The organism is Terrabacter sp. Soil810 (genome assembly GCF_001429645.1).
In the GTDB taxonomy this organism is placed as follows: domain Bacteria; phylum Actinomycetota; class Actinomycetes; order Actinomycetales; family Dermatophilaceae; genus Terrabacter.
Genome location: NZ_LMSW01000011.1, coordinates 342,788 through 354,517, shown reverse-complemented (window position 1 = coordinate 354,517; position 11,730 = coordinate 342,788). Strand labels below are relative to the sequence as shown.

The 11,730-nt window shown below is 68.3% G+C and carries 18 protein-coding genes; all 18 read right to left on the bottom strand.

Annotated elements, in window-relative coordinates; all coding sequences use genetic code 11:
- Positions 1-56: 56 nt before the first annotated feature.
- Positions 57-1,613, bottom strand: a complete 1,557-nt coding sequence (locus tag ASG96_RS07575; RefSeq protein WP_082591684.1) for a DHA2 family efflux MFS transporter permease subunit — start codon at positions 1,611-1,613, stop codon at positions 57-59.
- Positions 1,614-1,754: 141 nt separating this feature from the next.
- Positions 1,755-3,188 (bottom strand): serine hydrolase, encoded by a 1,434-nt coding sequence (locus ASG96_RS07570; RefSeq protein WP_057587614.1) that lies wholly within the window; start codon positions 3,186-3,188, stop codon positions 1,755-1,757.
- Positions 3,189-3,252: 64 nt separating this feature from the next.
- The gene (map, locus tag ASG96_RS07565; RefSeq protein ID WP_056752829.1) at positions 3,253-4,107 is read right to left on the bottom strand and encodes a type I methionyl aminopeptidase; all 855 of its coding nucleotides are present in this window, start codon (positions 4,105-4,107) and stop codon (positions 3,253-3,255) included.
- A 63-nt stretch (positions 4,108-4,170) separates the two neighbouring features.
- The gene (locus ASG96_RS07560) at positions 4,171-4,740 is read right to left on the bottom strand and encodes an adenylate kinase (RefSeq protein ID WP_056752825.1); all 570 of its coding nucleotides are present in this window, start codon (positions 4,738-4,740) and stop codon (positions 4,171-4,173) included.
- The gene (secY, locus tag ASG96_RS07555) at positions 4,740-6,062 is read right to left on the bottom strand and encodes a preprotein translocase subunit SecY (RefSeq protein ID WP_056752822.1); all 1,323 of its coding nucleotides are present in this window, start codon (positions 6,060-6,062) and stop codon (positions 4,740-4,742) included. The genes ASG96_RS07560 and secY overlap by 1 nt, the downstream gene beginning before the upstream one ends.
- Before the next feature lie 181 nt (positions 6,063-6,243).
- The gene (rplO, locus tag ASG96_RS07550; protein WP_020143225.1) at positions 6,244-6,720 is read right to left on the bottom strand and encodes a 50S ribosomal protein L15; all 477 of its coding nucleotides are present in this window, start codon (positions 6,718-6,720) and stop codon (positions 6,244-6,246) included.
- 2 nt (positions 6,721-6,722) lie between these two features.
- Positions 6,723-6,905 carry a 50S ribosomal protein L30 gene (gene rpmD, locus ASG96_RS07545; RefSeq protein ID WP_020143226.1) on the bottom strand — a complete coding sequence of 61 codons (183 nt, stop codon included), beginning with the start codon at positions 6,903-6,905 and terminating at the stop codon, positions 6,723-6,725.
- Positions 6,905-7,561 (bottom strand): 30S ribosomal protein S5, encoded by a 657-nt coding sequence (gene rpsE / locus ASG96_RS07540; protein ID WP_026864132.1) that lies wholly within the window; start codon positions 7,559-7,561, stop codon positions 6,905-6,907. The genes rpmD and rpsE overlap by 1 nt, the downstream gene beginning before the upstream one ends.
- A gap of 40 nt (positions 7,562-7,601) precedes the next feature.
- Entirely contained in the window at positions 7,602-7,976 is a 375-nt protein-coding gene (gene rplR / locus ASG96_RS07535; RefSeq protein ID WP_056752819.1) for a 50S ribosomal protein L18, read from the bottom strand.
- Between the two features lie 3 nt (positions 7,977-7,979).
- A complete protein-coding gene (gene rplF / locus ASG96_RS07530; RefSeq protein ID WP_056752816.1) occupies positions 7,980-8,516 on the bottom strand; it encodes a 50S ribosomal protein L6 in 537 nt (178 codons plus the stop codon).
- Between the two features lie 12 nt (positions 8,517-8,528).
- Complete coding sequence (gene rpsH, locus ASG96_RS07525; protein WP_020143230.1) at positions 8,529-8,927, bottom strand: 30S ribosomal protein S8; 399 nt, start codon at positions 8,925-8,927, stop codon at positions 8,529-8,531.
- Between the two features lie 133 nt (positions 8,928-9,060).
- On the bottom strand, positions 9,061-9,246 hold the full coding sequence (locus ASG96_RS07520) for a type Z 30S ribosomal protein S14 (RefSeq protein ID WP_020143231.1): 186 nt from the start codon (positions 9,244-9,246) through the stop codon (positions 9,061-9,063).
- A gap of 1 nt (position 9,247) precedes the next feature.
- The gene (rplE, locus tag ASG96_RS07515) at positions 9,248-9,808 is read right to left on the bottom strand and encodes a 50S ribosomal protein L5 (protein ID WP_056752812.1); all 561 of its coding nucleotides are present in this window, start codon (positions 9,806-9,808) and stop codon (positions 9,248-9,250) included.
- 2 nt (positions 9,809-9,810) lie between these two features.
- Positions 9,811-10,191, bottom strand: coding sequence for a 50S ribosomal protein L24 (rplX, locus tag ASG96_RS07510; protein ID WP_056752810.1), 381 nt, complete (start codon positions 10,189-10,191; stop codon positions 9,811-9,813).
- A gap of 2 nt (positions 10,192-10,193) precedes the next feature.
- The gene (rplN, locus tag ASG96_RS07505) at positions 10,194-10,562 is read right to left on the bottom strand and encodes a 50S ribosomal protein L14 (protein ID WP_020143234.1); all 369 of its coding nucleotides are present in this window, start codon (positions 10,560-10,562) and stop codon (positions 10,194-10,196) included.
- Positions 10,563-10,637: 75 nt separating this feature from the next.
- Positions 10,638-10,928 carry a 30S ribosomal protein S17 gene (gene rpsQ / locus ASG96_RS07500; protein ID WP_056752807.1) on the bottom strand — a complete coding sequence of 97 codons (291 nt, stop codon included), beginning with the start codon at positions 10,926-10,928 and terminating at the stop codon, positions 10,638-10,640.
- Positions 10,925-11,311 carry a 50S ribosomal protein L29 gene (rpmC, locus tag ASG96_RS07495; protein ID WP_056752805.1) on the bottom strand — a complete coding sequence of 129 codons (387 nt, stop codon included), beginning with the start codon at positions 11,309-11,311 and terminating at the stop codon, positions 10,925-10,927. The genes rpsQ and rpmC overlap by 4 nt, the downstream gene beginning before the upstream one ends.
- Complete coding sequence (gene rplP / locus ASG96_RS07490; RefSeq protein ID WP_020143237.1) at positions 11,311-11,730, bottom strand: 50S ribosomal protein L16; 420 nt, start codon at positions 11,728-11,730, stop codon at positions 11,311-11,313. Before rplP ends, rpmC begins: the two co-directional genes overlap by 1 nt.

Sequence of the window (11,730 nt, the reverse complement as noted above, 5' to 3'; positions counted from 1 at the left end):
GGGCGCCCGCGAGCACCGGGTCGGCTCCACCCAGTCGACGGCTGCCGGTCCAGCCGTCAGGCCCGCTGGCTCGCAGGCCGCTCGAAGAAGAGCACGGCCACGACGCCGATGAGCAGCACCGCCGCCGGCAGCATCATCGACTCCGACATCGCGTCGGCGAAGCCGCTCGCGATCGGCGCCGGCATGGTCGCCCCCGAGCCCTGCAGGCCGCCGAGCTGGCCCGAGATGCCGGGCAGGTCGGCGGCGAGCCGGGCCTCGATGAGGGCCGCGATGGCGGCGCTGCCGAGGACGGCACCGACCTGGCGGGTGGTGTTGTAGACGCCCGAACCGGCGCCCGCCGACGACAAGGGCAGGTTGCGGGTGGCCGTCGCGCCGAGCGGTCCCCACATGAAGGCGTTGCCGACACCCATGAGCGCCATGGGCAGCAGCAGCACCCACGTCTCGGTCTCGGGGTGCATGACGAGCGCGAGCCACACCAGCGACAGTGCGGTGAGACTGATGCCTGCCGCCGTGATGCCGCGCGGGTGGACGCGGTCCGCCAACCGACCCGAGATCGGGGCGAGGCCGCCGGAGATCACGGCCATCGGCGCGAGCAGGAGGGCCGAGGCGGTCGGCGACATCCCGCGCACGGCCTGGGCGTAGAGCATGAACGGGAAGGCCATCGCCGTGATGGAGAAGCCGATCGTCGTGATCGCGACGTTGGCCAGAGAGAAGTTGCGGTCGTCGAAGAGGCGCAGGGGCAGCAGCGGCTCGCGGGTGTTGTGCGCCTGCCACCAGATGAAGACGCCGAGCACTAGCAGGCCGACCCCGATGAGGAGGGGCACGGAGATGAACCCGGTGATGGTCCCCCAGTCGTAGGTCTCGCCCTCCTGGACGCCGAACACCACGAGGAACATGCCGACCGCCGAGAGCACTACCCCGATCCAGTCGAAGGTGTGGCTGTGCGTCTCGAGCCGCGGCACGAGACGGGCGGCGAGGGCGAACGCGACGATGCCGATCGGCACGTTGATGAAGAAGATCCACTCCCAGCCGGGACCGTCGACGAGCAGGCCGCCGACGACCGGCCCGACGAGGATCGCGACGCCGGCGGTCGCTCCCCAGAGCGCCATGGCCTGACCGCGCGAGGCCGCCGGGAAGGTGCGCGTGATGACCGCCATCGTCTGCGGCGTCAGCATCGACGCGCCGAGGCCCTGCACGACGCGGGCGATGATGAGCCCCGTGATGGTGCCCGTGAGCCCGCACCACAGCGACGCGAGAGTGAAGGTCGTCAGACCCACGAGGTAGAGGTTCTTCGGGCCGTAGCGGTCACCGAGCCGGCCGGTGATGAGCAGCGGTGTGGCATAGGCCAGCAGGTAGGCGCTCGTCACCCAGATGACGCTGTTGACGTCGGTGTCGAGACCCCGCAGGATCGCAGGCGTCGCCACCGACACGATCGTCGAGTCGACGAGGATCATGAAGAAGCCGATCACCATGGCCCACAAGGCTGGCCACGGGTTGTGCCCGTCCGGCACCCCACCCGGTGGGCGCGCCGGGGCAGCAGGGCGCGGGCCCGTCAGGGCGTCTCCCGCCACGTCACGTCCGGTCACGTCGGTGGTGCTCTCCTCGCCGGCCACGGTGGCCCCCCCTTCTGCTGCCCGACGCAGCACCTCCGATTCTCCACCCGGGCACCGACAGCCGTCAGTGCCCGTCGCCGGTCGCCCGACCCGGTCCACCGGACGGGCCCCCCGACGGACCGCGCGCCACGGGAGCCGGCGTCAGGCGTACGACCAGCGCGTCGCGAGCCACAGCGGGTCGTAGCCCGTGAGCGGCACCATCCGCCAGGTGAGGTCGGCGTCGGCGCCACGCAGGCGCGCCTCGATGCGGAAGCGGTGCGGCGTCTCGATGGCGATGGCCTCGGCGCGGAAGGTGTCCTCGTCGACCCAGCCCCCGCTCGAGACGACCGGCAGGGTCGCTCCCCCGGCCACCAGCTCCCCCTCGCGCCACAGGCCCCGACCGACGGGCAGGCGCAGCCACTCACCACGACGGCTGAGCCCGAGCACGTGGTCGGGCCCGTCCCGCGTCACGGAGACGGCCGTGTAGTCGGCCGCCAGGTCGGAGACGTCGGAGCGGTTGAACTCGGCGTACTCCGGCCCGAGCGCGTCACCCGACATGGCGGGGATCTCGAGGGCCCCGAGCCGTTCGGCCAGCGCGTGGTCTGCGTCGCCGGACCCGCTGCCGCCGATGGCCGGCACGACGTGGGCCCACAGCCCGTCGAGGGTGGACTGCATGCGCGACTGCTCGGCCGTGATCGCCACGACCGTGTCGTGCTCGGGCAGCACGACGAGGAACTGGCCGTAGGCGCCGTCGCCGCGGTAGCCGAAGCGCTGCATCCAGAACGAGTAGCCGTAGCCGCGACGCCAGTCCTCGTCGGCGTCCGGGTCCTCGCTCACTGGTCCGAAGCCGCGGGTGGCCTCATCGACCCAGGCCTCGGAGAGCAGCTGCCGCCCGTCCCACCGGCCACGGTCCAGGTAGAGCTGGGCGAGGGAGGCGATGGCCTCGGTCGTCAGGTGCGCGCCGGTGAACCCGAGCTCGCGCCCGAGCGGGTCGCGGTGCCATGGGATGTCGTGCAGCCCGAGGGGCGCGAGCAGCCGCGGGCGCAGCACCTCGCCGACGCCGACGCCGGCGAGCTGACGCACGATGACGGCGAGCAGGTAGGTGGCCACCTGGTTGTAGGCGAAGACCGTGCCGGGCTCACGCGTCGGCTGCGTCGCGAAGACCCGCTGCACCCAGTCGGCCCCGTCGCCGACGCCGTCACCGCTCGCGCGGTCGAAGACCCGGTCCCACGCGTCCTCCTCGTGGCCGACGGTCATCGAGAGGCAGTGGGCGATGCGCACGTCGTCCCAGCCCTCCGCGACGGCGGCGCGGTCGAGCTCGGGGAAGTGGTCGAGCACCCTGTCGTCGAGCGAGAGGCGCCCCTCCTGCGCGAGGAACGCCACGGCCGTGGCGGTCAGCGTCTTGGAGAGGGAGTACGCGAGGTGGACCCGGCTCGCGGCATACGGCCTCCACCAGCCCTCCGCCACGACGTGGCCGTGACGCACGACCATGAGGCTGTGCAGGCCGAGGTTGTCGCGCTCGGCGGCGTCGACGAACGCGTGGATGCCGGCGGCGTCGACGCCCTGCGCCGACGGGGTGCTGCGGGGAAGGCTCACGAGCGCGAGGTTACGCGTCCGGGCGCCCCGCGTGGGGCAGCGAGAGGGCCCGAGTCGCGCGGGCTCAGACGGTCGCGTCGAGGGGGGCGTATGCCGCCCCGGCAGCCTCGAGGGCAGCCCGGCCTCCGTCGACGGCCGTGAGGACCCAGAGTCCGTGCTCGCGGACGGCGACCGAGTGCTCCCAGTGAGCGGCTCGGGTGCCGTCGAGGGTCACCACGGTCCAGTCGTCGGCGAGCACCTTGGTGTCGGTGCCACCGAGGGTGATCATCGGCTCGATGGCGCCGGTGAACCCGTCGACGAGCTTGGGGCCCGTCTCGCGCACCGCGTAGTTGGGGATCTGCGGGTCCATGTGCATCTGCGTGCCGATGCCGTGACCCACGTACTCGTCGATGACGCCGTAGGTCCGACCGTCGCGCTCGGCGGCGGCCTCGATGCTGGCCTCGACCGCGTCACCGACGGCGTAGAGGCGACCGCCGACCTGCATGGCCGCGATGCCGGCGTAGAGGCCGGCCTCGGTGGCGTCGATGAGGGCGAGGTCCTCGGGGCGACCCGCCTCGCGACCGCCGACGACGGCGGTGAAGGCCGCGTCGCCGTTCCAGCCCTTGACCTCGGCGCCGCAGTCGATCGAGACGATGTCGCCGGCCTCGAGGACCCGCGGGCCCGGGATGCCGTGGACGACCTCGTCGTTGACGCTCGTGCACAGGGTGTGGCTGTAGCCCGGGACGAGCTGGAAGTTGGGGATGCCACCGTTGCTGCGGATGAAGTCCTCCGCGAGGCGGTCCAGCTCGAGCGTCGTCAGACCGGCTCGCAGCTCGCCGGCGAGCAGCTCGAGGGTGCGCCCGACGAGCAGCCCCGCCTCACGCATGAGGAGGAGCTGCTCGTCGGTGCGGCCCTGGAGCCGGTTCCGGCGTCCGAACATCGGTGGTCCTTCTCGGTGGCTGAGGCGTGACTGAGGCGTGACGGTGCCGTGGCGCCGTCGTGCTCAGGCGTCCTGCGGCAGGGCCGCGATGACACGGTCGGTGACCTCGTCGACGGCGCCCATGCCGTCGACCTTGACGAGGAGGCCGACGAGCTCGTAGTGCTGCGCGAGCGGTGCGGTCTCCTTGCGGTAGATCGCCTGGCGCTCGCGGATGACGTCCTCGGTGTCGTCGGCACGACCCTCGGTCTCGGCGCGGTTGAGCAGCCGCTCGACGATGGCGTCCTCGTCGACCTCGAGCTCGAGGACCGCGTCGAGTGCGTGCCCGTGACGCGACAGCATCGCGTCGAGGGCGTCGACCTGGCCCGCGGTGCGCGGGTAGCCGTCGAGGAGGAAGCCGTGGGCGGCGTCGTCCCAGCCGAGCCGGTCCTCGACGATCTCGTTGGTGATGTCGTCGGAGACGTAGCCGCCGGACGTGATGATCTCGTGGACCTTGACGCCGAGCGGGGTCTGGTCCTTGATGTTGGCGCGGAAGATGTCGCCGGTCGAGATGGCCGGGATGCCGAGGCGCTCGGCGATCCGAGCGGCCTGCGTGCCCTTACCGGCGCCCGGCGGGCCGAGGATGATCAGTCGCATTAACGGAGGAACCCTTCGTAGTGACGCTGCTGCAGCTGCGCCTCGATCTGCTTCACCGTCTCGAGGCCCACACCGACGACGATGAGGATCGAGGTGCCACCGAACGGGAAGTTCTGGTTGGCGCCGACGAGGACGAGGGCCACGAGCGGGATCAGCGAGACGATGGCGAGGTAGATGGCACCCGGCACGGTGATTCGGGTCAGGACGTAGTTGAGGTACTCGGCCGTGGGTCGCCCGGCCCGGATACCCGGGATGAAGCCGCCGTACTTCTTCATGTTGTCCGCGACCTCGGTCGGGTTGAACGTGATGGACACGTAGAAGAACGTGAAGAAGAGGATGAGGGCGACGTAGATCGCCATGTAGAAGGGGTGGTCGCCCTTGACGAGGTTCTCCTGGACCCACGAGACCCAGGCCGGGTTGTTGCCGTCGGCGTGCGTGTTGAACTGCGCGACGAGGCCCGGCAGGGCGAGCAGGGAGCTGGCGAAGATGACGGGGATGACGCCGGCCATGTTGACCTTGAGCGGGATGTACGTGGACGTGCCGCCGTACATGCGGCGGCCGACCATGCGCTTGGCGTACTGCACCGGGATACGTCGCTGGGACTGCTCGACGAAGACGACCGCGGCGATGACGAAGACACCGAGGATCAGGATGCCGAGGAAGGTGCCCCAGCCCTTGTTCTCCTTGATGGCCCAGAGCGAGGCCGGGAAGCCGGCGGCGATCGAGGTGAAGATCATGAGGGACATGCCGTTGCCGACGCCCTTGTCGGTGATGAGCTCGCCGAACCACATGATCAGGCCGGTGCCGGCCGTCATGGTCAGGACCATGATGAGGATGGTGACCATCGACTGGTCGGTCATGATCGAGTCGCACGAGCCGCCGAAGAGGCTGGAGGGGTTGCGCGCGAAGGTGACGAGCGTCGCCGACTGGAGGATCGCGAGACCGATCGTCAGGTAGCGGGTGTACTGCGTCAGCTTGCTCTGGCCCGACTGGCCCTCCTCCTTGAGCGCCTCGAAGCGCGGGATGACCACCGTGAGCAGCTGGATGATGATGCTCGCCGTGATGTAGGGCATGATTCCGAGCGCGAACACCGACAGCTGCAGCAGCGCGCCGCCGCTGAAGAGGTTGGCCAGGTTGAGGAACCCGCTCTGGTCGCCGCTCTGGCCCTTGCTGGCCTGCAGGCAGTCCTGCACCAAGCTGTAGCTGATGCCCGGCGTCGGGACGTGCGATCCGAGCCGGAACAGCACGATGATGCCGAGAGTGAAGAGCAGCTTCTTGCGCAGGTCCGGGGTACGGAACGCGCGTGCGAAGGCGGCAAGCACAGGGTCCTCCTGGGGGGCCGCGCGGTGGCGCGGCATAAGTCATGCAATCCGTGGAAGGGTAACGCAAAGGCGCAACGCCCCGGGCTCCCCTCCGCGGTGGCCGACGTCACGTCGGCTCGCGGGTCGGGCGCCCGGGGCGCTGCTCACACGAGGTGTGTGGTGGTCACTCGCGCCTGATCACTCAGCCGGCGAGAGCCGTGACCGTGCCGCCGGCGGCCTCGATCTTCTCCTTGGCGGACGCCGAGAACTTGTGCGCCTCGACCTCGACCTTGACGGAGATCTCGCCCGTACCGAGCACCTTCACCGGGAAGCCGTCACGGACGGCACCCTTGGCGACGAGGTCGGCGACGGACACCTGACCACCCTCCGGGAAGAGCAGCTGCAGACGGTCCAGGTTCACGACCTGGTACTCCGTGCGGAACGGGTTCTTGAAGCCACGGAGCTTGGGAAGGCGCATGTGCATCGGCATCGAGCCGCCCTCGAAACGCTCCGGGACCTGGTAACGGGCCTTCGTGCCCTTGGTGCCACGACCGGCGGTCTTGCCCTTGGAGCCCTCACCACGACCGACGCGGGTCTTGGCGGTCTTGGCTCCGGGGGCCGGACGCAGGTGGTGGACCTTGAGGGCGGACTCGCCCGACTTCTTGGCGTTGTCGGCCATGGTCAGTCAACCTCCTCGACGGACACGAGGTGCGTGACCGTCTTGACCATCCCGCGGATCTCGGGACGGTCCTCCTTGACGACGACGTCGCCAATGCGCTTCAGACCGAGGCTGCGCAGCGTGTCACGCTGGTTCTGCTTGCCACCGATCTCGGAACGGGTCTGGGTCACCTTGAGACGAGCCATCATGCACCAGCCTTCGCAGCCTGGGCCTCGGCCATACCAGCGGCGCGGGCCTTGAGCATGGCCGCCGGGGCGACCTCCTCGAGGGTCTTGCCACGACGGGCAGCGACCGACTCGGGGCGCTCGAGCTCGCGCAGGGCCTGGGCCGTGGCGTGCACGATGTTGATGGCGTTGTCGGAACCCAGCGACTTGCTGAGGACGTCGTGGATGCCGGCGCACTCGAGCACCGCACGCACCGGGCCACCGGCGATGACACCGGTACCGGGGGCGGCGGGGCGGAGCATGACGACACCAGCGGCCGCCTCACCCTGGACGGGGTGCGGGATGGTGCCCTGGATGCGCGGGACCTTGAAGAAGTTCTTCTTGGCCTCCTCGACACCCTTGGCGATGGCCGCGGGAACTTCCTTGGCCTTGCCGTAGCCGACACCCACGGTGCCGTCACCGTCGCCGACGACGACGAGGGCGGTGAAGCTGAAGCGACGACCACCCTTGACGACCTTGGCGACACGGTTGATGGTCACGACGCGCTCGACGTACTGGTTCTTGTCGTCACGGCTGTCGCGGTTGTCGCGGCCGCCGCGGTTGTCACGGCGGTCTCCGCGCTCGGTGCGCTCGCCGCCACCGGCGGGGCCGGTGCCTCGACGCTGCTGTCCGGGCATCAGATGTTCCTCATCTCAACAATTGCGTTCACGAAGTTGCTCACAGGGACAGACCGCCTTCGCGGGCGCCCTCGGCGATCGCCGCGACACGGCCGTGGTACTTGTTGCCACCACGGTCGAACACGACGGCCTCGATACCGGCGTCCTTGGCACGGGCGGCGACGAGCTCGCCGACCTTCTTGGCCTTGGCGGTCTTGTCACCGTCGAAGGAGCGCAGGTCGGCCTCCATCGTCGAGGCCGACGCCACGGTCTTGCCGACGGTGTCGTCGACGACCTGGACGAAGAGGTGACGGCTGGAGCGCGACACGACGAGGCGGGGACGGGCCGCGGTGCCGGCGATCTTCTTGCGACCGCGCACCTGGCGACGGATGCGGGCGGCAGCCTTGGACTTACCGCGCTTGATGATCATTGCCATGGCTTACTTACCGGCCTTTCCAACCTTGCGACGGATCTGCTCGCCCGCGTAGCGAACGCCCTTGCCCTTGTACGGGTCGGGCTTGCGCAGCTTGCGGATGTTCGCCGAAACCTCACCGACGAGCTGCTTGTCGATGCCCTGCACCGAGAAGCGGGTCGGGTTCTCGACGGCGAAGCTGATGCCGGCGGGAGCCTGGATGAGGATCGGGTGCGAGTATCCGAGCGAGAACTCGAGGTCCGAGCCCTTCGCGGCGACACGGTAACCCGTGCCGTGGATCTCCATCTTCTTCTCGTAGCCCTCGGTGACACCGAGGACCATGTTGTTGATGAGCGACCGGGTCAGGCCGTGGCGCGAGCGCGAGTCGCGCTCGTCGTTGGGGCGCTTGACCTCGAGGTTGCCCTCGCCCAGCTCGACCGTGATCGGCTGGACGACAGTCAGGGAGAGCTCACCCTTGGGGCCCTTGACGATGACGTCCTGGCCCTCGACCTTGACGTCCACACCCGAGGGGATGGAGACCGGAAGTCGTCCGATTCGCGACATGTCAGTGTCTCCTTACCAGACGTAGGCGAGGACTTCCCCACCCACGCCCTTCTCGTGTGCCTGGCGGTCGGTCAGCAGACCGTTCGACGTCGACAGGATCGCGACGCCGAGGCCACCGAGAACCTTGGGCAGGTTCGTCGACTTGGCGTAGACGCGCAGACCGGGCTTGCTCACGCGACGCACGCCGGCGATGGAGCGCTCGCGGTTCGGGCCGTACTTGAGGTCGATGGTCAGCGTCTGGCCGACCTCGGCCTCCTCGATCTTCCACGAGGCGATGTAGCCCTCGCTCTGGAGGATCTCGGCGATGTTCTTCTTCAGCTTCGAGTACGGCATGGAGACGACGTCGTGGTGCGCCGAGTTGGCGTTCCGGACGCGGGTCAGCATGTCCGCAATCGGGTCAGTCATGGTCATGTGGGCTCTCCGCCCTTCCTCACCGGGGTTTCGACCGGGGCTATCTGCCCGGCGACGGCTGGGCCGTCGTGTGGCCGACCTACGGTGTCAGAGGTGTGTTGGTCTTGGGGTTGCTCTGGGCTCGGGGAGCCGATTACCAGGAGCTCTTGGTCACGCCCGGCAGCTCGCCCGCGTGAGCCATCTCGCGAAGGCAGATGCGGCAGAGGCCGAACTTGCGGTACACCGAGTGCGGGCGACCGCACTTCTGGCAGCGGGTGTACGCGCGGACCTTGAACTTCGGCTTCCGGTTCGCCTTGTTAACGAGCGCGGTCTTGGCCATGTCAGTTCTCCTTGAAGGGGAAGCCGAGCTGCTTGAGCAGCGCGCGACCCTCGTCATCGTTGGTCGCCGTGGTGACCACGGTGATGTCCATGCCTCGCACACGGTCGATCCGGTCCTGGTCGATCTCGTGGAACATCGACTGCTCGGTCAGGCCGAACGTGTAGTTGCCGTTGCCGTCGAACTGCTTCGGCGAGAGGCCACGGAAGTCACGGATGCGCGGGAGGGCGATCGTGACGAGACGGTCGAGGAACTCCCACATGCGGTCGCCGCGAAGCGTGGTGTGGGCGCCGATCGGCATGCCCTCACGCAGCTTGAACTGGGCGATCGACTTGCGGGCCTTGGTCACGACCGGCTTCTGGCCCGTGATGGCGGTGAGGTCACGGACGGCACCCTCGATGAGCTTGCTGTCCTTGGCCGCGTCGCCGACACCCATGTTGACGACGACCTTGACGACGCCGGGAACCTGCATGACGTTGGCGTAGCCGAACTGCTCGAGCATCGAGCTCTTGATCTCGTCCTGGTAGCGCTGCTGAAGGCGCGGCTTGGTGCTGGTGTCAGTCATTCTCAGAGGTCCTTGTCCGACTTGACCGCGACACGGACGCGGGCAGCCTTCTGACGGCCGTTGCGCTCGACGGTCTCGACACGCGTCTTGATGCGGGTCGGCTTCTTCGACTCGGGGTCGACGATCGCGACGTTGCTCACGTGGATCGCGGCCTCGGTGTGCGTCAGGCCACCGGTGCGCGTGCCACGGGCGGTCGCGCCGGCCTTGACGTGCTTGGTGACGCGGTTGATGCCCTCGACCAGCACACGCTGGGTCTCGGGGTACACCGCGATGACCTTGCCCTGCTTGCCCCGGTCGCCGCCGTTCTTCTGGCTGCGGCCCGAGATGACCTGGACGAGGTCACCCTTCTTGATCTTCATCTTGGTGATGGTGGTCTTCGCCATGTTCACAGCACCTCCGGCGCGAGAGAGATGATCTTCATGAACTTCTTCTCGCGCAGCTCGCGGCCCACCGGGCCGAAGATGCGGGTACCACGGGGGTCACCGTCGGCCTTGAGGATCACCGCAGCGTTCTCGTCGAACTTGATGTAGGAACCGTCGGCGCGGCGACGCTCCTTGACGGTGCGGACGATGACGGCCTTGACGACGTCACCCTTCTTCACGTTGCCGCCAGGGATCGCGTCCTTGACGGTGGCGACGATGGTGTCGCCGATGCCGGCGTAGCGACGGCCCGAGCCGCCGAGAACACGGATGCACAGGATTTCCTTGGCACCGGTGTTGTCGGCGACGCGCAGCCGCGACTCCTGCTGAATCACTGTCTAACTCCTGTCGTCGTGCTGGTTCTCACCGGTTGCCCGGATGAGCCTTGCCGAACGGAAATGGGGGGTGGCTTACTTGGCCTTCTCGAGGATCTCGACAATGCGCCAGTGCTTCGTCGCGGAGAGCGGACGCGTCTCCATGATGAGCACGCGGTCGCCCACGCCGGCCTCGTTCTGCTCGTCGTGCGCCTTGACCTTGGTGGTGCGGCGGATGACCTTGCTGTAGAGCGCGTGCTTGACGCGGTCCTCGACCTCGACGACGACGGTCTTGTCCATCTTGTCGCTCACCACGTATCCCTGACGGGTCTTGCGGTAGTTGCGCTCACTCGCCTGGTCGCTCACGACCTTCTCCTGCTCGCTCATGCGTCAGCCTCCTGCGCCTTGTCAGCCTTCTTGGCCTTCTTCTCGGCCTTGTCAGCCTTCTCGGGCTTGTCAGCCTTCTCGGCCTTGTCGGCCTTCTTGTCGGCCTTGGCAGCCTTCTTCTCGACCTTCTCGGCCTTCTCCGGCGCCTTGGGGGCGGCGGGGGCCGAGCCGATGCCGAGCTCGCGCTCACGCATCTCGGTGTAGATGCGCGCGATGTCCTTCTTGACGGCGCGCAGACGGCCGTGGTTGTCCAGCTGGCCGGTGGCCGACTGGAAACGCAGGTTGAACAGTTCTTCCTTGGCCTTCTTCAGCTCGTCCGCGAGCTTCGTGTCGTCCAGACCACGCAGCTGCTCGGGAGCCAGGTCCTTGGTTCCGACTGCCATCAGATGTCACCACCCTCACGCTGAACGAAGCGGCACTTCATGGGGAGCTTGTGCATCGCGAGACGCATGGCCTCACGCGCCACCGGCTCGGCCACGCCCGAGATCTCGAACATGACGCGACCCGGCTTGACGTTGGCGATCCACCACTCCGGCGAGCCCTTACCGGAACCCATGCGGGTCTCGGCGGGCTTCTTGGTGAGCGGACGGTCGGGGTAGATGTTGATCCACACCTTGCCGCCACGCTTCATGTAGCGGGTCATCGCGATACGAGCGGACTCGATCTGACGGTTGGTGACGTAGGCCGGCTCGAGAGCCTGGATGCCGTAGTCACCGAACGCGATCGTCGTGCCACCCTTGGCCGCACCGTGACGGTTCGGGTGGTGCTGCTTGCGGTGCTTGACTCGACGGGGAATCAACAT

Bases quoted from the DNA above. Each gene is read 5' to 3' on its own strand.
- rplX (WP_056752810.1), bottom strand. From the start codon at position 10,191: ATGGCGAAGACCACCATCACCAAGATGAAGATCAAGAAGGGTGACCTC.
- rpmD (WP_020143226.1), bottom strand. From the start codon at position 6,905: ATGGCTCGTCTCAAGGTGACCCAGACCCGTTCCGAGATCGGTGGCAAG.
- rpsH (WP_020143230.1), bottom strand. From the start codon at position 8,927: ATGACCATGACTGACCCGATTGCGGACATGCTGACCCGCGTCCGGAAC.
- ASG96_RS07560 (WP_056752825.1), bottom strand. From the start codon at position 4,740: ATGCGACTGATCATCCTCGGCCCGCCGGGCGCCGGTAAGGGCACGCAG.
- rpmC (WP_056752805.1), bottom strand. From the start codon at position 11,311: ATGGCAGTCGGAACCAAGGACCTGGCTCCCGAGCAGCTGCGTGGTCTG.
- ASG96_RS07520 (WP_020143231.1), bottom strand. From the start codon at position 9,246: ATGGCCAAGACCGCGCTCGTTAACAAGGCGAACCGGAAGCCGAAGTTC.
- rplE (WP_056752812.1), bottom strand. From the start codon at position 9,808: ATGACTGACACCAGCACCAAGCCGCGCCTTCAGCAGCGCTACCAGGAC.
- rplP (WP_020143237.1), bottom strand. From the start codon at position 11,730: ATGTTGATTCCCCGTCGAGTCAAGCACCGCAAGCAGCACCACCCGAAC.
- rplR (WP_056752819.1), bottom strand. From the start codon at position 7,976: ATGGCAATGATCATCAAGCGCGGTAAGTCCAAGGCTGCCGCCCGCATC.
- rpsE (WP_026864132.1), bottom strand. From the start codon at position 7,561: ATGCCCGGACAGCAGCGTCGAGGCACCGGCCCCGCCGGTGGCGGCGAG.
- rplO (WP_020143225.1), bottom strand. From the start codon at position 6,720: ATGGCCGACAACGCCAAGAAGTCGGGCGAGTCCGCCCTCAAGGTCCAC.
- rpsQ (WP_056752807.1), bottom strand. From the start codon at position 10,928: ATGAGCGAGCAGGAGAAGGTCGTGAGCGACCAGGCGAGTGAGCGCAAC.
- map (WP_056752829.1), bottom strand. From the start codon at position 4,107: ATGTTCGGACGCCGGAACCGGCTCCAGGGCCGCACCGACGAGCAGCTC.
- rplF (WP_056752816.1), bottom strand. From the start codon at position 8,516: ATGTCGCGAATCGGACGACTTCCGGTCTCCATCCCCTCGGGTGTGGAC.